General features: G+C 62.0%; 15 protein-coding genes and 1 pseudogene. 10 read left to right on the top strand and 6 right to left on the bottom strand.

The features are described from left to right. Nucleotides 1-4,089, bottom strand: a pseudogene (locus M2103_RS07030) (excinuclease ABC subunit A); the annotation flags it as partial. 31 nt (nucleotides 4,090-4,120) lie between these two features. Next, entirely contained in the window at nucleotides 4,121-5,245 is a 1,125-nt protein-coding gene (locus M2103_RS07025; RefSeq protein WP_277509621.1) for a glycosyltransferase, read from the bottom strand. Nucleotides 5,246-5,412: 167 nt separating this feature from the next. Between M2103_RS07025 and lpdA the strand changes: the two genes are divergently transcribed. From lpdA to M2103_RS07010, 3 genes are read left to right on the top strand one after another with little or no spacing between them, the layout of a single operon-like run. Beyond that, nucleotides 5,413-6,810 (top strand): dihydrolipoyl dehydrogenase, encoded by a 1,398-nt coding sequence (gene lpdA / locus M2103_RS07020; protein ID WP_277509620.1) that lies wholly within the window; start codon nucleotides 5,413-5,415, stop codon nucleotides 6,808-6,810. A gap of 37 nt (nucleotides 6,811-6,847) precedes the next feature. Further along, nucleotides 6,848-7,789 (top strand): TerC family protein, encoded by a 942-nt coding sequence (locus tag M2103_RS07015; RefSeq protein ID WP_277509619.1) that lies wholly within the window; start codon nucleotides 6,848-6,850, stop codon nucleotides 7,787-7,789. Between the two features lie 6 nt (nucleotides 7,790-7,795). Further along, a complete protein-coding gene (locus M2103_RS07010; protein WP_277509618.1) occupies nucleotides 7,796-8,338 on the top strand; it encodes an adenine phosphoribosyltransferase in 543 nt (180 codons plus the stop codon). 207 nt (nucleotides 8,339-8,545) lie between these two features. Here the strand turns inward: M2103_RS07010 and M2103_RS07005 are convergent, their stop codons facing one another. After that, nucleotides 8,546-10,168: a hypothetical protein gene (locus tag M2103_RS07005; RefSeq protein WP_277509617.1), complete on the bottom strand. Its 1,623-nt coding sequence runs from the start codon at nucleotides 10,166-10,168 to the stop codon at nucleotides 8,546-8,548. A gap of 99 nt (nucleotides 10,169-10,267) precedes the next feature. Beyond that, entirely contained in the window at nucleotides 10,268-11,428 is a 1,161-nt protein-coding gene (locus tag M2103_RS07000; protein WP_277509616.1) for a sialidase family protein, read from the bottom strand. A 123-nt stretch (nucleotides 11,429-11,551) separates the two neighbouring features. On the opposite strand from M2103_RS07000, the gene M2103_RS06995 reads away from it, so the two are divergent. The 7 genes from M2103_RS06995 to gnpA all read left to right on the top strand — a co-directional run bounded on the left by M2103_RS06995 (nucleotide 11,552) and on the right by gnpA (nucleotide 22,227). After that, the gene (locus M2103_RS06995; RefSeq protein ID WP_277509614.1) at nucleotides 11,552-12,193 is read left to right on the top strand and encodes an MBL fold metallo-hydrolase; all 642 of its coding nucleotides are present in this window, start codon (nucleotides 11,552-11,554) and stop codon (nucleotides 12,191-12,193) included. A 7-nt stretch (nucleotides 12,194-12,200) separates the two neighbouring features. Then, nucleotides 12,201-13,382, top strand: a complete 1,182-nt coding sequence (gene ribD, locus M2103_RS06990; RefSeq protein WP_277509613.1) for a bifunctional diaminohydroxyphosphoribosylaminopyrimidine deaminase/5-amino-6-(5-phosphoribosylamino)uracil reductase RibD — start codon at nucleotides 12,201-12,203, stop codon at nucleotides 13,380-13,382. After that, a complete protein-coding gene (rdgB, locus tag M2103_RS06985) occupies nucleotides 13,357-13,986 on the top strand; it encodes an RdgB/HAM1 family non-canonical purine NTP pyrophosphatase (protein ID WP_277509612.1) in 630 nt (209 codons plus the stop codon). The genes ribD and rdgB overlap by 26 nt, the downstream gene beginning before the upstream one ends. 12 nt (nucleotides 13,987-13,998) lie before the next feature. Then, complete coding sequence (gene cysK, locus M2103_RS06980) at nucleotides 13,999-14,958, top strand: cysteine synthase A (RefSeq protein WP_277509610.1); 960 nt, start codon at nucleotides 13,999-14,001, stop codon at nucleotides 14,956-14,958. Nucleotides 14,959-15,064: 106 nt separating this feature from the next. Continuing rightward, nucleotides 15,065-17,578, top strand: coding sequence for a glycoside hydrolase family 3 N-terminal domain-containing protein (locus tag M2103_RS06975; protein WP_277509609.1), 2,514 nt, complete (start codon nucleotides 15,065-15,067; stop codon nucleotides 17,576-17,578). 185 nt (nucleotides 17,579-17,763) lie between these two features. Beyond that, nucleotides 17,764-19,962, top strand: coding sequence for a glycoside hydrolase family 88 protein (locus tag M2103_RS06970; RefSeq protein ID WP_277509607.1), 2,199 nt, complete (start codon nucleotides 17,764-17,766; stop codon nucleotides 19,960-19,962). A gap of 54 nt (nucleotides 19,963-20,016) precedes the next feature. After that, on the top strand, nucleotides 20,017-22,227 hold the full coding sequence (gnpA, locus tag M2103_RS06965; RefSeq protein ID WP_277509605.1) for a 1,3-beta-galactosyl-N-acetylhexosamine phosphorylase: 2,211 nt from the start codon (nucleotides 20,017-20,019) through the stop codon (nucleotides 22,225-22,227). A gap of 79 nt (nucleotides 22,228-22,306) precedes the next feature. Here gnpA and M2103_RS06960 read toward each other — a convergent pair whose 3' ends face one another. Next, nucleotides 22,307-22,939: a response regulator transcription factor gene (locus tag M2103_RS06960; RefSeq protein ID WP_277509604.1), complete on the bottom strand. Its 633-nt coding sequence runs from the start codon at nucleotides 22,937-22,939 to the stop codon at nucleotides 22,307-22,309. Beyond that, on the bottom strand, nucleotides 22,914-26,060 hold the full coding sequence (locus tag M2103_RS06955) for a sensor histidine kinase (RefSeq protein ID WP_277509603.1): 3,147 nt from the start codon (nucleotides 26,058-26,060) through the stop codon (nucleotides 22,914-22,916). The genes M2103_RS06960 and M2103_RS06955 overlap by 26 nt, the downstream gene beginning before the upstream one ends. Between the last annotated feature and the right edge of the window lie 116 nt (nucleotides 26,061-26,176).

The raw sequence follows: 26,176 nt of genomic DNA, 5'->3' as shown, positions 1-26,176 counted from the left end.
CGATCCACGCGTAGGGAACGGGGGCGGCGGGCGCGGGTTCGGCATAGCCGGTGGTGGGGGGGGGGGGGGGGGCGGGGCGGGGGGGGGGGGGGGGGGGGGGCCGCCCCCCCCCCCCCCCCCCCCCCCCCCCCCCACTTCGATGTTGTGCTCTTTGTAGCGGTCGAGTTTTTCGAATTTTTCGACGGGGAAGAGGCGTCCGTCGGCGCGCATGTGGGTGTGGCCTTGTTTCTCGATCCAGGTGGCGATGGGTTGGTGGTGGCCTTTGCGTCCGCGAATGAGCGGGGCGCAGAGGTAGAGTTTTTTCGCCTTCTTCACACGCGGGTCGGTGGCGAGGATTTTGGCGAGGTGGGCGCGGAGTTGCGCGAGCGTGAGCGGAACAATGGGGCGGCCGGTGTCGGGGTGGTGCTGCACGCCGAGGCGGGCGTAGAGGAGGCGGAGGTATTGCGCGACTTCGGTGATGGTGGCGACGGTGGACTTGCGGGAGCCGCGCGTGATGCGCTGCTCGATCGCGACGGTGGGCGGGATGCCGGTGAGCAGGTCGATGTCGGGGCGCGGGAGTTGCTCGACGAACTGGCGCGCGTAGGGCGACATGGATTCCATGAAGCGGCGCTGGCCTTCGGCGAAAACGATGTCGAACGCGAGCGTGGACTTGCCCGAGCCGGAGACGCCGGTGACGACGTTGAGGCCGTGGTGCGGGATGTCGAGGGAGAGGTTTTTGAGGTTGTTTTCGCGCGCACCTATTATGTTGAGCGAGGCGGGGGTTGAACCGCGAATGGACGCGAATGAACGCGAATCCCCGGCGGGAAGTGATGTTTGGTTTTTTTGAGATTTGGATTTTGGTGATTTGAGATTTTTTTGGAATTTGGGATTTTGGATTTTGGAATTTGCGAGCGCGGCGAGCAGGTAGGGCGCGGTTTCGGTTTTGGTTTGCGCGAGGTGCTCGGGCGTGCCTTCGGCGACGATGCGGCCGCCGTCGGCTCCGGCCTCGGGGCCGATTTCGATGATCCAGTCGGCGGATTTGAGGACGTCGATGTTGTGCTCGATCACGATGATGCTGTGGCCTCGGTCAACGAGGGCGTGCAGGACGGCGAGCAGGCGTTTGACGTCGTGGCGGTGGAGGCCGGTGGTGGGTTCGTCCAGCAGGAGCAGCGCGGGTTTGAATGCGGATTGCGGAGTGCGGAGTGCGGAATGGCCGGACGCATGCGGCGGCTTGTTGGCTTGGGTGGTTTTTAATTCCGCATTCCGCATTCCGAAATCCACATTTGCGGCGTTTGGCGCCGCCAGGTGACGGACGAGTTTCAGGCGTTGTGATTCGCCTCCGCTGAGTGTGTTGAGCGGCTGGCCGAGTGTGAGGTAGCCGAGGCCGACTTGGGCGAGGGGGGCGAGGCGGGTGGTGATTTGCGGGTGGTCAACGAAGAGGGCGATCGCGTCGTCGATGCTCGTGTTGAGGAGGTCGTGGATGCTGCGGTCGCGCCATGTGATCGCGAGGACTTCGGGTTTGAAACGGCGGCCTTCGCAAATGGGGCAGGGGACGTAAACGTCGGAGAGGAATTGCATTTCGACACGCTCGGAGCCGAGGCCGTTGCAGTGGTCGCAGCGTCCGTCGCCGCTGTTGAACGAGAAGCTCGACGCGGTGAAGCCCGCCGTTTGCGCGGCGGGGGTGGAGGCGTAGAGGTCGCGGATGTGCTCCCACGCCTCGCTGTAGAGCGCGGGATTGGAGCGCGGGGTGCGGCTGAGCGGGGATTGGTCGACGAGGATGATTTCGCCAAACGCATCGACGCCGGTGATGCGCGCGATTTCGGCGGGGTCCTCGGCGAGCAGGTGGCGCGAGGCGAGGATTCCTTGATAGATGATGTTGTCGAGGAGCGTCGATTTGCCGGAGCCGGAAACGCCGCTGAGGCAGACGAGCCGGTTGAGGGGGACGGAGAGGGAGAGGTCGCGGATGTTGTGCTTGGACGCGCCTTCGATGCGAAGGGAGTCAGAGGCCGGAATACCAGAGGCCAGAGGGCCAGAAGCCAGAAGGCCAGAAGCCAGAGTGCCAGAGGGTGATGCGGAGGCTGAAGATTTGGGCGCGGTTTTTCTGGCTTTCTGGTCTCTGGTATTCTGGCCTCTGGTATTCCGGCCTCTTTCCACCGGTCTTCTGGTTTGTGGCGCGGGGATTGTTTCGCGTCCGCTGAGGTAGCGGCCGGTGATGCTTGTTTTGTCGGCGAGCAGTTTTTGTAGTGGTCCGCTGAATACAATGTGGCCGCCTTGCGCGCCGGGTTCGGGGCCGACTTCGATGATGTGGTCGGCGGCGCGAATCATGGTTTCGTCGTGCTCGACAACGACGACGGTGTTGCCGGCGTCGGTGAGCGAACGGATGATCGCGATGAGGCGGTCGATGTCGCGCGGGTGCAGGCCGACACTGGGTTCGTCGAGGACGAAGAGGGTGTCGACGAGCGAGGTGCCCAGGCACGAGGTGAGGTTGACGCGCTCGACTTCGCCGCCGGAGAGCGTTTTTGAGGGGCGGTCGAGCGTGAGGTATCCGAGGCCGACGTGGACGAGGTAGCGCAGGCGCGTGAGGATGCTGTCGCGCGCGAGTTTGGCGCTGTGCGTTTCGAGGGATGTGGCGGAGTCGGAGATCGTGGACTTTTCAACGAGCGGGAGAAGCTCGCTGACGGGGAGCGTGTAGAGTTCGGGGATGGCGCGGTCTTGCCATTTCCAGCAGAGCGCGTCGGGTTGCAAGCGCTGGCCGTGGCAGGCGGGGCAGGGATTGTAGGCGCGGAAACGCGAGAGGAAGACGCGCACGTGCATTTTGTAGGTGTTGTTTTCGAGCCATTCGAAAAAGCCCTTCAATCCATACCAAAGGTCGTCGGTTTCGTAGTCGATTTGCTCGTTGCGGGCTTTGCGTTTCCGATATTCGGGTTCGCCGAGCATGACAAACTCACGCTGTTTTTCGGTGAGTTGCGCGTAGGGGATGTTTGTGGGAATCTTGTGGCGGCGCGCGGCGCGGATGAGGTCTTCGCGCGACATGCTGTAAACCTGGCCGGCGAAGGCGGTGATCGCGCCGCCTTCGATGGAGAGCGACTGGTCGGGGATGGCGAGGCGGTAGTCGATTTCGATGACGCGTCCGAAGCCGCGGCAAACGGGGCAGGCGCCAAGCGGCGAGTTGAAGGAAAAGAGCGCGGGCGTGGCGGGGCGGAAGGTGCGGTTGGTGGCGGGATTGTGGAGCGTGGTGGAGAAGGAGGAGTGCTGGTGAAATGCGGAGTGCGGAGTGCGGGGTGCGGAATGATCGGAGGAGGCGGCGAAGAGTTGGAGCTGGCCGTGGCCGAAGTGGAGGGCGGCCTCGGCGGCCTCGAGGAATCGGGGTCGGTTTGTATCCGTTATTTCAATACGGTCCTGGACGACGTGGATTTCGGCGGCGGTGGACGGGATTTGTTTTGGGCTGGCGAGGAGGTCGTCGACGCGGGCGGATGTGCAGGCGCGTTTTTTGTCCGGGATGAGGACGCGGACGTAAGTCTGGTTTTTGAGGCTGGTGAGGATTTCGGGCCAGGTGATGTTGCCGGGTTTTTTGACGCGGAAGGTGACGATGAGCGTTTGGCCCTTGGCCGCGGCGAGGGTTTTGGCCCAGATGGTTTGCGGCGTGTCGGCCTCGATGTGCTCGCCGGTTTCGGGATCGTAACACTTGGCAATGTGGCTGAACCAGACTTTGAAGTAGTCGGTGAGCTCGGTCATGGTGCCGACGGTCGAGCGCGAGGTCTTGACGGTGTTGGTTTGCTCGATGGCGATGGAGGGGCGGATGTTTTCGATGCTGTCGACCTTGGGCTTGTCGAGGAGGTCGAGAAACTGGCGCGTGTAGGCGCTGAAAGTTTCGACGTAGCGGCGCTGGCCCTCGGCGTGGAGCGTGTCGAAAACGAGCGAGGATTTGCCCGCGCCGCTCAGTCCGGTGACGGCGATGTATTTGCCGAGCGGGATGTCGAGGTCGAAGCCCTTGAGGTTGTTCTGGCGGACGCCGCGCAGGCGGATGCAATCGAATGCGGAGTGCGGAGTGCGGATTGCGGAAGTGGAGGAACGGATTGCGCGGGCGGCTGGCTTTTTGGACTTGGACACGGAAACACGGAAGGGCCGTTGCCCGGTTTTCTCAAGCCGTGACTTTGGCAAAAATTTCCAAGTAACGCCGGAGCTGGGTTTGGGGGGCAAAGTGTTCCTGCGCGTGGGCTGCGACGCGGGCGGATTCGGCGGCGTGGTGTTCGGGGTCGTTGAGCAGACGGGTGAGCGCGGCGATGAAGGCGGGCTGGTTGCCGGGGGTGATGGCGATGCCGCCACATTCGGAGACGCCGCCGACGGCGTAGGCGACGGAGGGGATGCCGTGCATGTGCGCCTCCACGAGAAAATTGGGAAGCGATTCGCTGTGCGAAGTGAGGACGGCGACGCGCGCTTGTTTGTAGTAGGGCGAGGGATCGGAAAGATAACCGTGGAAGTGGACGCGCCCGACCAGTCCCATGCGTTTGACGGCGGAGCAGCAGGGGAGAAGTTCGCTGCCGGCGCCGATGATGTGAAGTTCGGCCGGTGGCGCGGGGGGGAGTTGGGAAAAGATTTTGATGAGCTCGTGGTGGTTTTTTTCAGGGCGCAGCATCGCGACGCAGAGGAGGCGGTGGGGAAGGGCTGAAGGACTGAAGGGCTGAAGGGCTGAAGAAGGGACGGCATCGGTCGATTCCTCGGGCTGGGGCGCGCTGTCGGCGTCGTGGACGATGGCGTTGTGGATGACGGAGATTTTTTCGTCGGGGACGTCGTAATTTTCGACGAGGGTTTTCGCGATTGCGTGGCTGTTGGCGATCACATGGCTCGTGGTGTGCAGCGAGCGGATGTAGGCGCGCGGGAGTTTTTTGCCGGTGCGCATGGTCGAGATGACGGCGGCGTCGGGCAGCGCGCGCGCGATGCGCCCCGCCTTGCAATTCGCCATGCGCCCCATGCAGAGCACGATGTCGGGCGCGAGGCGGCGCAGCGCGGGGATGAGGCGAGGGGCGAAAAAATCGAGGTGCGTGTCGAAGGACTGGAGACTTTGAAATTTGTAATTGGCGGAATGTTGTTGTTGCCCGGTGGAAATCTGCGATTGCGCGGACGGCGGGGCTAGCGCGCCGCCGGGGCGGAAAGTGAGCAGTGTTGTGTCGAGACCGTGCGCGGCGAATCTTCCGGCGAGGTGGACGGACTGTCGCTCCGTGCCGCCGTTTCGAAGATAATCCTGCAATATGACGATTTTTTTCATGGTGTTCGCCGTTGCAGCCAAGGGGTGTTGTCATTAGCCCGCCAATTGCAACGATGAAAATCCGCGCGCGCGGAGATTTGGGCGCGTGTTTCCCGTTGACCGTGGGCGACAGTTGCGGTGCTTTTGCACCCAGTAAATATTAATCAACAAAGACCTCCCTCCTCAACATGGCTGAAATCCAAGAATATGATCTGATTGTCATCGGCGGCGGCCCGGCGGGCTACGCGGGCGCGATTCGCGCAGGGCAACTCGGAAAAAAAGTGGCGTGCATCGAAATGGAGCGCGCCGGCGGCACATGCCTGAACTGGGGGTGCATCCCGACGAAGGCGCTGCTCAAGAGCGCGGAGCTTTACCAGAAGATGAAGCACGCCGACATCTACGGGCTGAGCGTGAAGGAAGTGACGTTTGATTTTGCGAAGGTGATCGAGCGCTCGCGCGGCGTCTCGAACCAGATGGCCAAGGGCGTCGAGTTTTTGCTCAAGAAAAACAAGGTCGATTATTTCATCGGCCGCGCGGTTGTGAACGCGCCGGGCATGGTTTCGATCACGGAGGGCGAGCATAACGGTAAATTTTTCAAAACAAAAAACATCCTCGTTGCCACGGGCTGCAAGATGCGTCGCATCCCCGGGATCGAATACGACGACGCGCGCGTGATGACCTCGCGCGAGGCACTCGCGGGCAAGTCGCTGCCGAAGTCGGTGATTATTGTCGGCGCGGGTGCGATTGGCGTGGAGTTCGCGTATTTCTACAACGCGCTTGGCTCGAAGGTGACGCTCGTTGAAATGCTGCCGCAGATTTTGCCGGTCGAGGACGCGGAAATCTCAAGGACGCTCAGCCGCGCGCTCGTGAAGCAGGGCATCGATATCCACACGGACACCAAGTGCGAAAACTTCCGCACCGGCAAGGGCGGCGTGAAAGTGGACCTCGTGCAAGGCGACAAAAAGACCGAGGTCGAGGCCGAGGTGCTGCTTTCCGCGATTGGCGTGGTGGCAAACATCGACCATGTGTTCGCGTCGAATCTCAAGCCGGAGCTCGACCGCAATTACCTGAAGGTCGGCGACGACTACGAGACCAGCATCAAGGGCATTTACGGCGCGGGCGACATTATCGGCCCGCCGTGGCTTGCGCACGTGGCTACGTTCGAGGCGGTGAGCGCGGTGAACGGCATGTTCGGCCACGGCACGCCGAAGCGCGTGAAAGTTTTCCCCGGTTGCACGTATTGCCAGCCGCAGGTGGCGAGCACGGGGCTCACTGAAAAAGCGGCGAAGGCGGAGGGGCTCGACATCAAGGTCGGCAAGTTCCCGTTCACCGCGTCGGGCAAGGCGGTCGCGTCCGCCGAGAGCGAGGGTTTTGTCAAGGTGATCAGCGACGCAAAGACGGGCGAGATTTATGGCGCGCACATCATCGGCTCGGAGGCGACGGAGTTGATCGCCGAATACGGCCTCGCCGTGGAGATGGAGGCGACCGTCGATGAGATTCACCAGACGATCCACGCGCACCCGACATTGAGCGAGGCGGTGATGGAAGCCGCCGCCGCGACCCTGGGCGAGGCGATTCACATCTGACGCGCGCGCGATTTTAACGCATTAAGAAACGACGACGATGGACGAATATCCGTTATGGGCCTGGTTGGGCTTTGGCATTTTTATCTCGGCGATGCTGGCGCTCGATTTGGGCGTGTTTAATCGCAAGGCGCATGTGGTTTCCGTGAAGGAAGCCGCCACATGGTGCATTGTCTGGTTCTCGCTGGCGATGGGGTTCAACGCCTTTGTGTGGCATGAGCACGGCTCGCAGGCGGCGGCGCAATGGTTCGCAAGCTACCTGGTCGAGCTCGGCCTGAGCGTGGACAATGTGTTCGTGTTCATCGTGGTGTTTTCGTTTTTCAAGGTGCGCGCGGAGTATCAGCACCGGGTGCTGTTCTGGGGCATCGTCGGCGCGGCGGTGATGCGCGCGGTGTTCATCCTGGTCGGGGTAAAACTCATCGAGCATTTCGAATGGGTTCTGATGATATTCGGCGCGTTTTTGATTTTCACGGGCATCAAGCTGGCGCTTCCAAAAAAAGACGAGCATGTGCATCCCGAGAAAAATGTCGTGGTGCGTTTGTTTCGTAAGTTTTTTCCGGTGGCGCCCGATTATCACGAGGGGCGTTTCTTCACGAAGATCGACGGGCGCAAGGTGGCGACACCCCTGTTCATCGTGCTGCTGGTGATCGAGACGACGGACGTGGTGTTCGCGCTCGACTCGATTCCCGCGGTGCTCGGGATCACGAAAGTGCCGTTCATCGCGTTCACATCGAATATTTTTGCGATACTCGGGCTGCGCTCAATGTATTTCGCGCTGAGCGGCGTGATGGGCATGTTCCGGTTCCTGGGCATCGGGCTGGCCGTGATCCTCGTGTTCATCGGCATGAAAATGATCGTCGGATACATATTCGAGTATCACGTGAGCATCGGGTTGTCGCTTGGCGTGATCGGCGGCACGCTGGCGCTTTCGGTGATCGCCTCGCTGCTGTTTCCGGGGAAAAAGAAAACGGAGGCGCAATGATTCGCCATGCGGACGCCCGATTACTTCAAAAAGATTTTTCGCACCGTGCGCGACTGGCCCAAGCCGGGCGTTAATTTTCGAGACATCACGACACTGTTTCACGATCCGGTCGCGTTTTCGAGGGCGATCGATGTGTTTGCGGAGGAGGGCGACAAGCGGCCGTTCGACATTGTCGCGGCGGTGGACGCGCGCGGGTTCACGATTGGCGGCGCGCTGGCATACCGCTTGCGAAAGCCGTTCGTGCTCGTGCGCAAAAAAGGCAAGCTGCCGTTCAAGACGATCTCCGAAAGTTACCAGCTCGAATACGGAACGGCCGCGGTGGAAATCCACGTGGACGCGTGCAAGCCGGGTGATCGCGTGCTGATTGTTGACGACTTGATCGCGACGGGCGGGACATTGCTTGCCGCGGCGAAACTGTTTCAGCAACTCGGCGGTGAAGTTGTCGGCGTGGCGGCGTTGATCGACCTTGTCGAATTGGGCGGCTCGAAAAAACTGCGCGCCGCCGGGCTCGACGTATTCACGCTTTGCGAGTTCACGGAGAGCGAGTAGGGACGGGCGCCTGAAAAAGTGGAACCCAATAGCTTACTCAGAATGAGAATACCCCTGTTTTGCGCAGAAGAACCAACCGCTTTTATTTGAGCGCATTTTCTGGTAGGGCGAACCCTCCGGGTGAGCCGAAATATCCCCGGCTCACCCGGAGGGTTCGCCCTACCAAAAGGCTTTATTTTTCTTGATAATTTTAAATCGAAAAAAGCTTTAGAAATCGGCGGTGATTTCGTGCTGGTGGCCGGGTTCGAGTTTGGGCGCGCCGATGCGGGTGCATTCGACGGAATCGTTTTTGTAGAGCTTGAACGAGACGGGCGCGACGGCGTCGTTTGTTTCCCATCGCCACTTGCCGATCGAGACAAACTGGAGCGGCACGCCTTTGTTCCAGCTCAGGCCGGGGCCGTCGCCGCGAATGTAGAGTTTGTTTCCGATTCCAATGTAGGAGGTCACGATGAGCCGGGTGACGCCGTCGGCCGACATTGCGGAGCTGAAGCCGCCGTCCTCGGGTTCGCCTTGGGAATACTCGTCGGAGGGAGGAGGCAAATCGAGGTCAAGCATGGGTTCCTCGTCGCGCGGCGGTTTCGGTTTGGACGCGGCGCGTTTGCGCGGAGGCGGCGGGGGGGCGGGCTCGGGTTTGGGTGTGTCGTCCTCGTTCGATTGCGGTTTGTCCGGGGGCGGAGCCTCGGGTTGGGGCTCGACTGGCGGCGGAGGAGGCGGTGGCGCGGGGGATTGCGGGCTTTCGGTTTTGTTGGCGTGCGCGGCGCCGGGCGTTTCGTCCCCGGGGGTTTTTTGCGCGTCGGGTTTGGGCGAGGTGTTGGGAGTTTTTTCGGGCTTGGTTTTTTCCTGGAGGCGCGGGGTTGAGGGAGGGTGCGCGATGTTTTTCTTGAATGGCGGGGTGCTCGTGGCGGCGGGGGTGTCGTCCGTGTTTGACGCAACGCTGTCGTCTGCCTTCGGCGTGTTTTTGGGCTGCGCCTGGATGTGCGCGGGGGGAGTCGGCGACGGGGGTGGCGGCGATGTTTTTTCGGGGGCTGGAGTCTTGGACGCCGGTTGCGTTTGCGCGGCGGACAGTTTGCCGGACAAGTCCTTGAGTTTGTTTTCGAGCGCGGTGATTTCGCCGGCAAAACGGGCGAGCATTTCCTTGTTGCGGCGTTCGATGGATTCGTCGACGGACTGCCCGAGTTTTTCGCGCGCGGTGTCGAGCGCGGCGGCGATTTGGGCGGGGAGGGCTTTGATGGCGGCGTCGAGCGCGCCGGAGAGTTGCCCGAGTTTGCGCGCGGTTTCGTCGGATTGGGTTTGGGCGTTTGTCTCGCGGGTGAGGATTTCGTTGGAGAATTTTTTGACGGCATCGAGGGCGTTTTCGAGTCGTTCGGTTTCGGAGGCGCGCAGGGTGTTGACTTCCTGCTCAAGCGCCTCGATTTCGGCGGAGGCGATTTCGTTGAGCTGGGTTTTCACGTCGCCGATTTTTTCCTGGAGTCGCGCGGGCAGGGTGTCGGCGTGCTTGAGCATTTTGGCGTTGGTGTCCGCGATGTCGTGCAGGCTGGTTGTGAGGATGCTGATTTGGTTGGCGGCGGCTGCGGCGGCCTGTGTGAGGGCGACAATTTGATCCTGGCGCTCGTCGAGGAGTTTGTCGCGCTGGCGTGTGTGGTTGAGCACGACGGGCAGGCAGGCGAGCACGGCGCCGAGGCAGACGCACAGCGTGATGGTTATGAGTGACGCCGGCGGAATCGGCGAGGGCGATTCGAGGGCGACCATGATCGCCAGGACGAGCAGCACGATGTCGGCGATGATAAAGGGCAGTGGGTTCAGTTTGGGTGCCTCTTGGGGAATTTTCATTGGCGTGACGTTTGGCTTTGGTTTTGCGCGTTCACATTGTTCTGGGAGGGCGGGGCTTTTCTCAAGGTCAAATATGCGCGGCCGTGCCCGCCGGGATGCTCACTTTCGGGAGCGCGTGATGCGCGCGGTGGCAATCCAGATGCCGTTGTCCCGCGGAAGGCCGTTGATGGTGGCGACGGCGACGAGCGCGTCGTCGTCAACCTGGCAAAGCGAGTTCCAGAGCGCGGCGGCGTTTTCCGGCAAATCGGGGAAGGGGGTGCTTTTGTTCGCGAAGTTTTTCGCGGAGTCATCGCCGACATAAACGTGAAGGTTGGCGAATTTGTGCGCCTCGTTGCGGCGGTTTTCGGTGGACTGGACGGAGAGCACGGTTTCGCCTGTGCTCAACTGGATGAGGTAGGGCGCGCCGGCGTAGGTTGCGGCGGGCAGCCGGCAGTCACGGCGAAGCGCGTGCCAGCGCCGGGGGCTTTGCCCGCCAACAACGCCGTCCACATTTCCTTCGGGAGTGAGGCTGATGATGGCCGGCTTGAATGCGCCGTCGATGCCGTTGTCCTCGATGGCGACGACGAGCCCCTTGTTGTTTTTCAACAGCACGGGAACGGGCATGCCGTCGCGTTTGCCCTTGCGATAGCTGGCCGTGACGGGTTTGAGCCATGTGGCGCCGTTGTCGCGGGAGCGGAGGACGGCGATGGTTTGGTCTCCCGCGGGCGTGATGGATTCGTCGGCATACCACACTTGCAATTCCCCGGAGGGAAGCTGGATCGGGCAGGGCTCCCAGCAGCCGGTGCGCCGGGTGTTGCCGGCAACATGGAGATCGCGCGCGCCGCCCCAAGTTCGTCCGCCGTCGCTGGAAAATGCGGCCATGATTTTATACGGCAGGTGTCCATCCTTGCGCACCGGGCGGGCGTTCCATGTGTAACAGAGTCTCCCGTCGGCGAGTTCGCACATCTCGGCGTTGGTATACCGGTAGCCGGATTCCTTCGCGGGCGAGGCGACGCGGACGGCGGGACCCCATGCGCCTGCCCTGGCGCTTTTCTTTTTTATACAAACTGAATCGCCGCTCGAAAAGACCAGGGCGATTTCACCGGTGGAAAGTTTCTTCATTCGCGCGTAGCCGCCGCGTGTCACGAATTCATTGGCCCCGGTGTTCCATTCGAGCGTGATTGAGGCGGCGGGGATGAGCGGCGCCGCAAGACAAAGGGCGCAAACAAGGCAGAGGCTGAATGTTTTTATGAGGCGTTGACTGGCGCGCGCGGAAACCATCCCGGATTCGTGCGCCAAAAGCGGCCGCCAGTCAATTCCGCCCGGCGGCCCGGCGGCGCGATTGATTGCGCGCGCATTTTTCCATTGATCGACACGGGGTGCTCGGTGTGCAGTCTTCGGGATATGGCTATCAATGTTCATGTGATTCCCGCAGGGCTGATTCAGACGAACGCCTATTTGCTCGCGGCGCCGGAGCGCGGCGAGGCGGTGCTCATCGACGCGCCGGGCGATGTGTGGTGGGATGTCGAGGCGGTGTTGCAGCAGGAGAAGTGCAAGCTCGTCGAGCTTTGGCTCACGCACGGGCATTGGGACCACATGCAGGGCGGGGCGGATGTGGCGCGCCGCACGGGCGCGAAGGTGCGCGCGCATCGCGACGACCAAATGCTGATTGAGACGCCCGAGGTGATGACGCAGTTCATGGGCGAGGATCTCGGGCTTGAGCCGGTTCGCGTGGACATGTGGGTGGGGCAGGGCGACACGTTTTCCGCGCTGGGCGGGGAGGTTGAGGTGCGCCATGTGCCGGGGCATTGCCCGGGCAATGTGCTGTTTTATTTTGCGAAGGAAAAAAAGGCGTTTGTCGGCGACGCGCTTTTTGCGGGCAGCATCGGCCGCACGGATTTGCCCGGCGGCAGCATGCGGCAGCTTGAGCAATCGATCCGCTCGCAAATCTACACGCTGCCCGACGACACCGCGGTGTTTCCGGGGCATGGTCCCTCGACGACAGTCGGGCGCGAAAAACTGACGAATCCCTATGTGCGCGGATAAAATGAGCATGAACAAAGACGACCACCTCTCCTTCGCCCGGCACGAACACTTCATGCGGCGCGCGCTCGTGCTCGCGCGCAAGGCGTGGGGGCAAACGCATCCCAACCCGATGGTCGGCGCGCTCATCGTCGAGGACGGCGAAATCGTGGCCGAGGGATTTCATGCGAGCGACGGCATGCCGCACGCGGAGCGCGTGGCGTTGAATGCGCTGGGACGCAAACCCAAGCCGGGGGCGACGCTTTATGTGACGCTTGAGCCGTGCTCGACGCACGGGCGCACGGGCGCGTGCTGCGACGCGATCCGCGAGGCGGGAATCGCGCGCGTGGTCGTGGGCGCGACCGATCCCAACCCGGTGCACGCCGGGCGCGGTTTCGGTGTGTTGCGCGAAGCGGGCGTCGAGGTGATTTCGGGCGTGCTCGACGGCGAGTGCGAGGACCTGAACTTGATTTTCAACCACTCGATCCGCACGGACGGCGAGCCGTTGATCGCGGCAAAATCCGCCATGACGCTCGACGGCAAAATCGCGACGCGCTCGATGGAGTCGAAATGGATAACCGGGCCGGTCGCGCGCGAAAACGTGATGCGCTGGCGGCGGCTGTTCCCGGCGATCACGGTCGGCGCGGGCACCGTGATCGCGGACAATCCGCGGCTGACCTCGCGCATTGAGGGCGAGCCGGAGTGGTGCCCGTGGCGCGTTGTGTTCGACGGTTTGCTGCGCACGGTCATGACGCAAAACATGCCCTCGCTTTACACCGACGAATTTCGCGACCGCACGATTGTCGTGACGACGCAGCACGGCGGGCTCGGTTATGTGCGCAAGCTGCGCGACCTGGGCGTGCGCGTGTGGTGCATGGACTCGCCGACGCAGCGCAGCTCGCTGGGCATGTTTCGCAAGCGCTGCGCCGGGGAAAAAATAACGGGTGTTTACCTGGAGGGCGGCGCGCAGCTGGTGAGCGAGTTTTTGCAGGAGCGGCAGATTGATTATCTCTTCACTTACACCGCGCCGATGCTGCTTGCCGACGACAAGGGGCGCTCCGCCTACTCGGGTTTGCGCACGGAGCATTTGACGCAGGCGGTGCGCATGGCCGATGTCCGGCACGAATCGCTGGGCGACGATTTCCTGATGCGCGGGCGCGCGGTCTATCCCGAAAAACTCAATGTCGATGAAACTGTATTTCGCCTCAGGTAACGCGCACAAGGCACGGGAGTTTCAAGCGCTCGTCGACGCGGGCGAGCTGCGCGGCGCGGTCGAGATCGTTTCGGCGCGCGCGGTTGGCGGCATGCCGCGCGTGGAGGAGGACACGGGCGCGTTCATCGGCAACGCTCGAAAAAAGGCGCGGGCGTTGCGTGAAAAACTGCGGGCGCTTTCCCCGGATGCCGGCGCCTGGGTGCTTGCCGACGACAGCGGGTTGTGCGTTGACGCGCTTGGCGGCGCGCCGGGCGTGGAGTCGGCCTATTATGCGGGGCCGCAGGGCGACAGCGCGGCGAACCTGGCGAAACTCGCGCGCGAAATGCGCGGCGTGCCGGACGAAAAACGCGGCGCGTATTTTGTCTGCGTGCTGTTTTTGATCGGGCCGGACGGTGTGGAGCATGTGTTCGAGGGGCGTTGCCCGGGGAGGCTGGTTCGCGAGCCGCGCGAGGGCGGCGGTTTTGGTTACGATCCGCTTTTTGCGCCGGAGGGTTTCTCGCGGACTTTTTCGGAGCTGGGCGACGCCGAAAAAAACAAACTCAGTCATCGCGCGCTCGCGTGGATTGAGATGGCGCGCTTCCTGAATACCGTCAAGGATCGCTGACGCATCATCACAATGGAAAAAACGAATCCAGTGTTTCCCGACATCGTGGCCGCCACGGGCCGCACTCCGCTCGTGAAACTCAACCGCATCGCGCAAGGGTTGGAGGCGAATGTTTTCCTGAAAATCGAATTCATGAATCCGCTTGCGAGCGTGAAGGATCGCATCGCGCGCGCGATGATCGAGGCCGCCGAGGCGCAGGGCAAGGTCGGCCAGGGCTCGGTGATCATCGAGCCGACATCCGGCAGCATGGGCGTTGCGCTGGCGCTCGTGTGCGCGCAACGCGGCTACAAGCTCATGCTGACGATGCCCGAGTCGACGCCGACGGAGCGGCGGGTGTTGTTGCGCATGCTGGGCGCGGAAGTCGTGCTGACGCCGGGCACCGGGGGAATGCCGGGCGCGATTCGTCGCGCTGGCGAGTTGCTGGCGGAGCACGGTCCGATGGCGTTCATGCCGCGGCAGTTTGAAAACCCGGCGAATCCCGAGGCGCACCGGCGGACGACGGCGCGGGAAATCTGGGATGCGCTCGGCGGCGAGGTCGATGCCTTTGTCGCCGGCGTGGGCACGGGCGGCACGATCACGGGCGTGTCGGAGACGATCAAGGCGATGCGTCCGGCGATGCGCGCGTTTGCGGTCGAGCCCGCGGCGAGCGCGGTGCTTTCCGGCGGCAAGCCGGGGCATCATTTGATTCAGGGGCTGGGCTGCGGATTCATTCCGAAAAATTGCAACCGCTCCGTGATCGACGAGGTGATCGCGGTAAGCGATGCGGACGCGATTGAAACCGTGCGCAAGCTGGCCGTGCTTGATGGAATCTTCGGGGGGCTTTCGACCGGGGCGAACGTATGGGCCGCATTGCGGGTGGCCGCGCGAAAAGAGTTTGCCGGAAAAAACATCGTCACAATCGCCTGCAGCTGCGGCGAGCGATATCTGGACACGGAGCTGGCCGCGCAGGCGCGCCGCGAGGTGGTTGTGTAAGGGGCGGCGGGCGCGGTGAAAATTGGATGATTGCGCGCCGCATTCTTACGCTCCGATTGCGCGCCCGCTTGTTTCGACAAGCGATATCCCGTCCACTCGCGTTCGCATGACACCGACCACATTTCGCAACCTCGCACTCCCCGCGTTTCTCGCCGCCTTTCTCATTGCTCCCGCGGTTTGCTCCGCCGCCGCGGATGCCGGCATTTTCGTAAACGCAAAACCCGCCACGCACACCTCGCCCGACATTTATCGCGACGGCTGGATCGACCTTAACAAGAACGGAGTAAAGGATGCCTACGAGGATCCCGCGCTCCCGCATGAGCGACGAATTGAGGACCTTGTCGCGCGCATGACCCTTGAGGAAAAAACCGCGCAGATGGTCACTTGGTATGGTTACCCGCGCGTCGCCAAGGACGAGCTTCCCACGCCCGCCTGGGACACCGCGTTTTGGAAGGACGGCATTGGCAACATCGACGAGCACATGAACGGCAACACCGGCTGGACCAACTCCAACCCGACGCCCAAGCACGCGCTCCCCTGGTCGCTCCACGCCCGCGCCATCAACGAAGTCCAGCGCTGGTTCATTGAAAACACTCGTCTCGGCATTCCCGTCGATTTCACAAACGAGGGCATCCGCGGCCTCCTTCACTCCAAGGCCACCGCGTTCCCGCACGAGATTTCCGTCGGCGCCACCTGGAACACCTCGCTCGTCCGCGAAATGGGGCGCGTTGTCGGACGCGAGGCGCGCGCGCTCGGCTACACCAACGTCTATTCGCCCGTCCTCGACGTCGCCCGCGATCCCCGCTGGGGCCGCATCGTCGAAAGTTTTTCCGAGGACCCGTTTCTCACCGGCGAGCTAGGCCTGCAACAAGTCCTCGGCATCCAGGAGCAAAACGTCGTCTCCACACTCAAGCATTTCGCCATTTACAGCATTCCGAAAGGCGGCCGCGACGGCCACGCCCGCACCGACCCGCAGGCCACCTGGCGCGAAGTTCAGACCATCTTCATGCCGCCCTTCAAGCGCGCCATCAAGGACGGCGGCGCGCTCGGGGTCATGTCGTCCTACAACGACTACGACGGCATCCCCGTCCAGGCCAGCAAGCTCTTCCTTACCGAAATCCTCCGCGGCGAATACGGTTTTCGCGGTTATGTTGTTTCCGACAGCGGCGCGGTTGAGTTCATCCATGACAAACACCGCACCGCCGTCACTCCCGCCGAAGCCATCCGCCAGTCCGTCGAGGCCGGCCTCAACATCCGCACCAACTTCACGCCTCCCGAAGCCTACGCCGAACCGCTCCGCCAGCTCGTGCGCGACGGCAGGCTCTCCATGGAAACAATCGACTCCCGCGTGCGCGACATTCTCCGCGTGAAATACTGGCTCGGCCTTTTCGACCGCCCCTATGTCGCCGCGCCCGATGCCGCCGAAAAAATCGTGCGCGCCCCCGCGCACATGGCGGTCGCCCGCCAGGCCGAGCGCGAAGGCATCGTCCTTCTCAAAAACGAAAACAACGTCCTCCCGCTCGACGCCAAAAAACTCAAGCGCGTGCTCGTCGCGGGTCCGCTCGCCGACGACAAGCATGGCTGGTGGTCGCGCTACGGCGCGCAACTGCTCGACTTCGTCACGCCGCTCGACGGCATCCGCGCCAAGCTCAGCAACGCGAATCCCGCCGTTGAAGTTCGCCACGCCAAGGGTGTTGACGTGAAGGACAAAAACTTTCCCGAAAGCGATGTTTACAAGGATGCTCCCGACGCCGAGGTGCGGGCCGGAATCGACGCCGCCGTGGCCGCCGCCAAGGATGTTGATATCATCATCGCCGCGCTCGGCGAAACCGACGACCTTTGCCGCGAATCCGCCAGCCGCATCAGCCTGAACCTTCCCGGTTATCAGGAGGAACTGCTCAAGGCGCTCCACGCCACCGGCAAGCCCGTCATTCTCGTTCTCAGCAACGGCCGCCCCCTTTCGGTCAACTGGGCGGCGAAACACATTCCCGCCATCGTCGAAATGTGGCTGCCCGGCGAGGAGGGCGGCGGTGCAATTGCCGACGTGCTCTTTGGCGATTACAATCCCGCCGGACGCCTTCCCGTTACCTTCCCCAAAAGCGCCGGCCAGATTCAAATGAATTTTCCCGCGCATCCCGGCTCGCAAGACCGGGACTACGGCCAGGTTTCCGGCGTGCTCTGGCCCTTCGGTCACGGCCTCAGCTACACGACCTTCACTTACTCGAACTTAAAAATCACGCCCGCGGAGCAAGGCCCGCAAGGCCGCGTCGAGGTTTCGTGCGAGGTCACCAACTCGGGCTCCCGCGCGGGCGATGAAGTGGTGCAGCTCTACGTGCGCGACGATTACAGCAGCGTCGTTACCTTTGAGAAAGTTTTGCGCGGATTTGAGCGCGTCAACCTGGCCCCCGGTGAAACCAAGACCGTCCATTTCACGCTCAAACCCGAGCACCTCGCGCTATACGACAAACTCCACCAATGGACGGTTGAGTCGGGGCATTTCACGGTGATGGTCGGCGCGTCCTCGGAGGATATTCGCCTGCGCGGCGGCTTCGACATCATCGGCGGAGCCTTCGCGCGCGAAAAGCCCGCCGACGTTAAGGAAAGCGTTGATCCGCGCTGATTTCGCGAGCAAGGCCACAAACTCGCCAAGCGCTTGCGGCCTCGCCCAACGCGCCCGGGCGTCGAACATGACACGGTTCGCTTCTTACGGTCAGATGTGCGCCGCCTTGAGCCGAACCGCGCAAGACGGCCTTGTTCTCGCTAAATAGCGCTCACCCTGTAACGTAACATTTAACCACACATTTTATGGGATTCTATTTCGAGGACTTTCAAAGCATGCACGCCCACGAGGGCATGAATATTGAAAAGACATTGGAAGCCGTTGCCCGGAGATACATCGGGCAAAATCCGGCGCATCCGTTCACCTATCGCGCGTTCAGCAGGGCGGGCATTTTGCGGGGCAAGGACTATCGCTACGAAGCCGATTTCAATAAAAATTTTCCCAATGCAAAACTCGGCCAGTATGTGTATGCGTGGGCGAAAATCTGGGCCGACGCGGACAGCGCGATCAGGTTCGACATCGACTGCCACAGCCCCGTGCTCATCTACGTGAACGGCGCGCAGATTTTCCGCTCCGACATTTTTCAGGAGCGCTATTTCAACAAGCGCACGCCGCTCGAAATCGGCCTCAAGGCCGGCTGGAACCACTTTGTCGTGCGCGTGCGCAAAACACTCGGCGGCTTCGGCGCGGTTTACGGCACGTGGCTCGGCAAGCTGCCCTATTATTTTCTCGTTCCCGATCCTGCCCGCGAAGGGCAGGAGGGCTGGATTTTCACGGAGCCGCGCGACACCGAGCTCGAGGTTATTCCCGGCGCGCCCGGCGCGCTCACACCCGGTGCGCTGCCTGAAAAGTTGAAATGGCTGCCGTCCGTCGCATGGGATTCCAAACAGCGCGCGCTCGGCCAAATGACGCGCCTCTTTGGCAAAACCAAAAACACCGCCGCGATCGGCTGGACGCGCGCGCAATTCCTCCTGCCCGGCAATGCCGCCTACACGCTCAAGGGCCGGGCGCGCTCGAAACTTTCCGTCACGATCAATGGCGAGGTTGTTTACGCCACCGGCAAGGCCGGTCCGGTCAACGCCAGGGTGAGCGTGCCCTTCGGCATTCACGACATCATCGTGCGCGCCGAATGCACCGGCGGGGATTGGGGCTACGAACTCGCGCTCTCGCAGGCGGCGGGCAAAAACGAACCGCTCGTGTTTCTCAATCCGGCCAACATGACCGGCACCGGGGCGAAGTGGCTCTATCTCGGCCCGATTCCCGCCGGCGCGGAACTCGACCTCGACACACTCACCGACCTCAACAAGCTGCACGATTCCGCAACCGGCGGGCGCATTTACTGGCGTGTTGACGAACCGGACACATGGGTGCGCCCCTACAACGACAACGCGCTTTACGGCAAATGGAACTACCCGCTCGGCGTCACGCTTTACGGGCTTCTACACGCCGGCGCGGCGATACACTCCGAGGATACGCGCCGTTATGTCGTGAACCATTTTCAGTCCTGCTGCGACACATACGACTACGCCATGTGGGATCGCGAGCAATACGGCGGCGCGACCAACGTCCATCATTTGCTCACCTCGCTTGATTCGCTGGACGATTGCGGCTCGGCGGGCTCGGCAATGCTCGAGGTTGCGAAATACTACGAGCTGCGCGGCAGCAGAAAAATTGCCGATGTCGTGGCCGATCACATCAGCAACAAGCAAGTCCGCCTGCCCGACGGCACCTTCTTCCGCAAAAACCTCATGCACACCTTCCATGAGGACACCATGTGGGCCGACGACCTTTACATGAGCGTGCCGTTCCTCGTGCGTTATTACCAGCTCACGAATGAGCGGAAATACATCGACGACGCGGCGCGCCAGTTTATCGGGTTCAAAAAGCACCTCTACATCCCGCGCCTGCGGCTCATGTCGCACGTCTATGATTTTATGCGCGGCAAGGCGACCGGCATTCCCTGGGGGCGCGGCAACGGCTGGGTGCTTTTCTCGCTTTCCGAGCTGCTCGCCGTGCTGCCCGAGAAGCACAAACTGCGTCCGCAACTGCTCGACTTTTTCCGCGAATTCAGCGCGGGCATCCTCGCGCAGCAGGACGCCGCGGGCATGTTCCACCAGGTTGTCAACGAGCACGATTCCTATCCCGAAACCTCGTGCACGGCGATGTTCATGTATGGGTTTTCGCGCGGCGTGCGGAATGGCTGGTATAAGGATCCCGCGCCCTACATCCGCGCCGCATACAGGGCGTGGGAGGCGATCAACAAAAACTCGATCGACAAATTTGGCAATGTGCACGGTGTTTGCCGGGGCTCGGAATTCTCGTTCCAGTCGGAGTATTACAAACGCGATCTCCTCTGGAACCTGAACGACACGCACGGCATCGGCATTGTCCTCCTCGCCGGCATCGAGCTCTGCAAACTGCGCGATTTTTTGCAGGAAGGGTAGGGCGTTTTTTGCGCCATCCATCACGCCCTTGATTCCGCGGATATTCCCTTTGCCATGTCCACAACCATCCCTTCTTCCTCAGGCAGTTTCACGCTTCCCGGCGAGGCCGGCTTTGAACAGCTCACGCTCCAGCTCGCAAAAAAATGGGGCGCCGACACCATTCGCGACTCCGACGGCACGCAGCTTTCGCCGGAGATCACGCAGTCCGGCTACTCGATTTATTCGACGATCTGCCTCGTGCGTTCGGTGCAGCCTTGGGCGCGCAAGAATCCGCACAAGCTCCAGCAAAATTTCCTCATGTCGAGGCCGGTTGTCGCGGCGAAACCGTCCGTCACGATTTCGCTGCTCGACGGTTATTACACCGAGCAGTTTGTCGTGAACGTCAAGGATTCGCCGAAACAATGGTGGCAGGTTTTTGACCGCACCACGGGCAGGGAAGTCGCGAAGTCGAAGTGGAGCGTTGATCCGAAAAAAGGCGCGGTCACCATCACCGGCGCGACGCCCGGGCATCGCTACACGGTCAATTTTCTCGCGTTCCGCGTCTGGGAGGAAATCTCGATGTATAATCACCTCACCAACAACTGGGGTGACCGCGAGCATCTCTCCGCCGTCGATCCCATGCATCCGGAAACGCAAAAGGCGCTGCTCGCATATCTCGACGGCTGGCTGCGCGACCATGCCGACACGCGCGTCGTGCGCTTCACGTCGATGTTTTATAATTTAACATGGTTCTGGGGCGCCGACCACAAACGCCTGCGCGATGTGTATACCGACTGGGCCGATTATGAAATGACCGTGAGCCCGCGCGCGCTGAAACTCTTCGAGAAAAAATACGGCTACAAGCTCACCTCCGAGGATTTCGTCAACGGCGGCCTCTACAATTCCACGCACAACGCCCCGACGCGCCGCTACCGCGACTACATGACGTTCATGCACGACTTCGTGATCGAGTTTGGCCGCAAGTGCGTCGATCTCGTCCACAAGCACAAAAAGCTCGCCTACGTTTTTTACGACGACAACTGGATCGGCGTCGAGCCGAGCAGCCCGCGCTTCCATGAGTTCGGTTTCGACGGCCTCATCAAGTGCGTGTTCAACGCCTTCGAGGTTCGCCTCTGCGCGCACTCGCGCGGCGTGGCCACAAAAGAACTGCGCCTGCACCCGTATCTTTTCCCGACCGGATTGAAAGGCGAGCCCACCTTCCAAAAAGACGGCGGCGGCAACCCCACGCTCGACGCGAAAAATTTCTGGATCGACGCGCGACGCGGCATCGTGCGCGCGCCCATCGACCGCATCGGCCTCGGCGGCTATCTCTCGCTCGTCGAACCGTGGCCCGACTTCCAGGATTACATTGAAAAAGTGGCCAATGAATTCCGCCTGCTGAAATCATTCCACAAGGGCGACAAACCCCACGTCGCGCCGTTCAAGGTCGCCGTGCTCACCGCGTGGGGCGATCTGCGCGCGTGGACGTGCTCCGGCCACTTCATGGCCAATGTCGAGCTCTACCACGTGCTCGAGGCGCTCTCCGGGCTTCCGCTCGACGTGCAATTCATCAGCCTCGACGACATCGCGCAAAACGGCGTGCCGCGCGGCGTGAAGGCGATCATCAACTGCGGACGCGCCGGCACCGCGTGGAGCGGCGGCGCGCATTGGGCCGACCCGCGCGTCGAAACCGCGATCACGCAATACGTGCAGCGCGGCGGCGGCCTCATCGGCATCGCCGAGCCAAGCGCGCTTCCTCAGGCCGGGCAAAATTTCCGCCTCGCGCGCGTGCTCGGACTCGACCGCGACAACGGCGAGCGCGTCGCCAACGGCCGCTACAAATACGACCTCTCTCCAAAACATTTTATCACCGAGGAATTGGCCGATGTGGCGCTCGATTTCGGCCCGAAGGAAATCGACAACATTTATGTTTTTGACGGCGACACGCATGTGCTCGCCGAGCGTCCTGGCGAAGCCTCGCCGCGCCTCGCCACGCACGCCTTCGGCAAGGGCCGAGCGGTGTATATGAGCGGATTCAAGTTCACCTACGAAAACACGCGCCTGTTGCACCGCGCGCTTTTCTGGGCCGCCGCGCACGAGGCGAAGTGGGGCGTGTGGCACTCCGAAAATCTCAACACCGAGGCGACATATTTTCCGAAGCGCAAAAAGCTCGTCGTCATCAACAACGCCGGCACGCCGCAAACCACGCGCATCACACTCGCCGACAGCAGGACGGCGAAGACCGTCAACCTCGAAGCGCACGGCATCGCGATTCTGGACATGTGAGCCGGGGATGTTGCGGCTCACCGGGACGGTTCGCCCTACCAAAAGGCATTTCCTCGCGACAATTTAAACAGAAACCGCGCTAACCGAAATATTTGTTCACGGCCTCCATGCGGGAGTGCACGTGGAGTTTGTCGTAGATGCTGCGCAGGTGGCTGTTCACGGTTTGCACGCCGATGCCGCATTGCGCGGCGATTTCCTTCGCGGCCAGGCCGCGCGCGGCCATTTGCAGGATTTCAATTTCGCGCAGGGTAAGCGGATCGTCGAGGCTTTGGCTGGCGCTCACGGGTTTGTCCTTGTGAAAAAACTGGATGACCTTGCGCGCGATTTCGCCGGTCATGGGCACTTCGCCCTTTGAAAGATTTCTAAGCGCGGCGAGAAGCTCTTCCGATGACGAGCGTTTGAGGAGGTAGCCGCTCGCGCCGGCTTCGAGCGCCTTGAAGATTTCGTCGGTCTCCTCGTAGATTGTCAGGATGAGAACCTCGGTTTTGGGAAGGACGCGCTTGATGTGGGCGGTGGCCTGGATGCCCGAGCCGTCGGGCAGGTTGATGTCCATGATGACGACGTCCGGCTGCGCCTCGGGAATGCGCGCGAGGGCGCTTCGGTAGTTGCGGCACACGCAGGCGAGTTCCATGTCGGGCGCGCGCGTGATTATGCGGGAGAGCTCCTCCGCGATCTCGGAGCGGTCTTCAACAATGGCGACTTTGAGTGGCATCCGGGTTTTTTGGCTGGGGGTTCGCCCCGCCTCCGTATTGGGGCGGGCGGCATTTGAGAGGCGAGTCTATTGTGATCGTCGAACCATTCCCCGGATTGCTTGTTATGTCAACACGTCCTCCAATCTCAGCCATGCGCGTTCGCATATTGTAGAGGCCGTTGCCCTCGTTGTTTTCGGGCGCGTTTGGATCGAAGCCGCGTCCGTCGTCGGCAATGACGAGGCGAAAGCGTTCGTTGTCGGCGCTCATGGTGATGGTGGCTCGCGCGGCTTGCGAATGTTTGAGGATATTGTTCAGCACTTCCTTTGCGATGGACAGGATGTTGTGGCGGGCTTCGGGCGTGATTGGCAGGTCAGGGATGGTGTGCGCGCCATCGGCGGTGCACAGGATTGGCGTGCCGGCGAGATGGCGCTGGGCATAGCGCACTATGTATGCGGCGAGCTGCTGCCAGGAATCATTTTGCGGGTTTACAGTCCAAACAACGCCGTGAAGATCCTCCACAAGGTAGTGCGACTGGGTGACCAGGTTTTGCGCGAGCTCCTTCACCGGGGTCGGTTCGTCCTCGCGGAGCAGGCTGTCGGCGATGTATCCGATTTTGGTGACACGGCCGCCGAGCTCGTCGTGCAAGTCGCGCGCGATGCGCGTGCGTTCGCGCTCCAGGGCGTGTTCGTGCTCGAGGCGGCGGAGCCGCTGCTTGAGGAGGCGGTTGGAAACCTTGAGCGCGATCCACGAGACGAGCGCGACGCAGGCGAAGGCAAGGATCGCGCGGAACCACACGGTCTGCCACCACGCGGCCGCGACGATGATGACGAGGGAGGTTTCGGCGCGGCTCGCGCCGCCGTCGCCGTTGATCGCCTCGACGCGGAACACGTAGCGTCCTGGCCGGAGGTTGGGGTAGGCGCAGTGGAGTTCGCCGGTGGCGTCGTTCCAGTCTATATCGAAACCCTCGAGCATGCGGCGCACGCGCACGCGTCCGGGATTCGAGAAATCAAGCGCGGCGAAATGCAGCTCAAGCTGCCCGACGCCTGGGCCGACATGAATTGGACCCTTGCCGGGCACGGGAACGCGGGCTCCGTCGATATGGATGCCGTCGATGTAAACGGGAAGCGGCTTGGGTGTTTCGGGCGGACGCACGGCGTCGAAACCGACAACGCCGCGATAGGTGACAAACCACAGGTTGCCGTCGCGGTGCTTCCACGCCATGGGCTGGATGCCGACCATGCCGGAGATTCCCTCGAGGTTGTCGTCGCGCCCGAAGAGCGTGGCGTTGACGGGGGAGCCGGGCGTGTCCGCCGCGGCCAGTAGTTGTTTTATGGATACATGAAAAATGCCCCGGCGACTGCTCACCCAAAGGCGTCCGTAGCCGTCGGCGATAACCTGGTTGATTATGTTGTCGGGCAGGCCGTCGTCCTGGGTGAAGAGGCGCGGGGCGGCGCCGGGGACGACGCCGTCAGCACGCGGGACGCGCGCGGTCCCCGCGTCTCCTCGCCAGAGGACGAGGCCGCTGGTGGTGCCGAGCCAGAGGTTGTTTTCGGAGTCGACAAAGAGCGTGTGCAATTGCGCGTCGCGGGCGCCGTGGGGGAGTGATTGCGCGATGAACTTTTTTTCGCCGTCGGGCGCGTCCTCGCGCACTTGGAAGAGCCGGCCGTTTTCCAAGGCCATCCATATTTCGCGGCCTTTCGGTGTCTTGCGCTCGGCGATGCTGGCCACCCGCGAACCGGGGAAGCCGTCCTCCGCGGTGAATTCGTTCACCACGCCGTTTTTTATGACGGCGAATTTTGAGGATGCCCAGCTCAGCCAGAGGTTTCCCTTGGAATCGCAGAAGAGGGTTTGGATGCCGCGCAGCGCCGGATTGACGTGATGCAGGACGCGCTGTCCGTCGTCCGCCTTGACGGGTGTCGAATACAGGCCGCTCGCCGTGCCGACCCAGATGGTGCCGCGCTGATCCGCGCAGACATTGATGACAAAGGGCATGTTGCGGGTGGGGGCTTTTATGACGGTGATTTCGCCGTTCTCGACGCGAACGAGCCCGCCCGCCTGGTTGGCGCACCAAAGCGCGCCGGTTTCGTCAATGCTCACCGATGTGCTCACGTCCATGGGCAGGCCGGCGTCGCTGTTCAGTATCACGTGGCGGTTTGGTTTCAGGTGGACGAGCCCGGCGGCGTAGATGCCGAGCCAGATGTCGTTGTTAATGTCCTCGTTGATGGCGTGCACGCGGTCGTATCGAAGCGCCAGGGGCTTCAGGTGTCCGTCGATTAGGCGCAGCACGCCGTCGCGCCGGGTTGCGAGCCAGAGCACGCCGTCCTTGCCTTCATAAAAATGCTGAAGCCCGGCGCGCGCCATGGGCCAGTCCTTGCCGGAGAGCACGACATTCCAGGTGCCGCGTGTCGTGTCGAAGCGCGCGAGGTTGTCGCGGCTCGCGACCCAAAGCCCGCCGGCGCGCGCCTTGGTTATCATGACCGAGCGGGGATTTTGTTTTTCGTAGCGATGCAGTTCGCCGTCCTCATACCAGCCGAAAAAATCGCCGCCTGCCACCCAGGTGCGGTTGTTTTCATCGCTCACGAAACAGAAGGTGGAATTGCGCCGGGTGACGCCCGCCCCGGTGCCGAAGATTTCCATGGCGCCCGCGCCGCCGGCTTCCGACCAGCGCATGATCGACGGCGAGTCCGTGCCGATCCAGACGGCGCCGGTGTGATCCACCGCGAGGTCGCGCGGCGTGATGTTGGCGAGGTGCTCATTCGCCGGATGCAGTTCGTATTTTCCGTTGCGCAGGCGGAGGAGTTTGTTCGCCGCGTTGAGCAGCAGGATTGTGTTTTCATCCTCGATCGCGATGGCGCGGATGTTGTAGCGGCTGCGGGCGAACTCCTCCGGCATTGGATATTCGACAAAGTTTCTCCCGTCGAAGCGCGCCAGGCCGCCCAGCGTGCCTATCCAGAGGAAGCCGCGCGAGTCGCGCACGATGTTGTTGATGCCGTTGTGGGGCAGCCCGTCCTCGACGAACCAGTTGTGTATGATGAACTCGGGATTGGTGTCGCCGGACTGCGGAAAATTCGCAATCGGCGCATGCGCCGAGCGAGCCATCAGGGCCGCGGTGAAAAGAAGAAGGAGGGTGATCGAACGCATGATCGGGGTGTGCATTTATTTCACTCTGACAGAGCTCGATTTTTTAATCATCCCTAAAAATAGGGGTGCGGGGCACCATGTGCGATTTGGTATTTTGTGCGGACAAGATCAACCCT

Source organism: Ereboglobus sp. PH5-5 (genome assembly GCF_029504805.1).
In the GTDB taxonomy this organism is placed as follows: domain Bacteria; phylum Verrucomicrobiota; class Verrucomicrobiia; order Opitutales; family Opitutaceae; genus Ereboglobus.
Note: the sequence above shows the minus strand (reverse complement) of the source record. Positions and strands in the feature narration are given on the sequence as shown.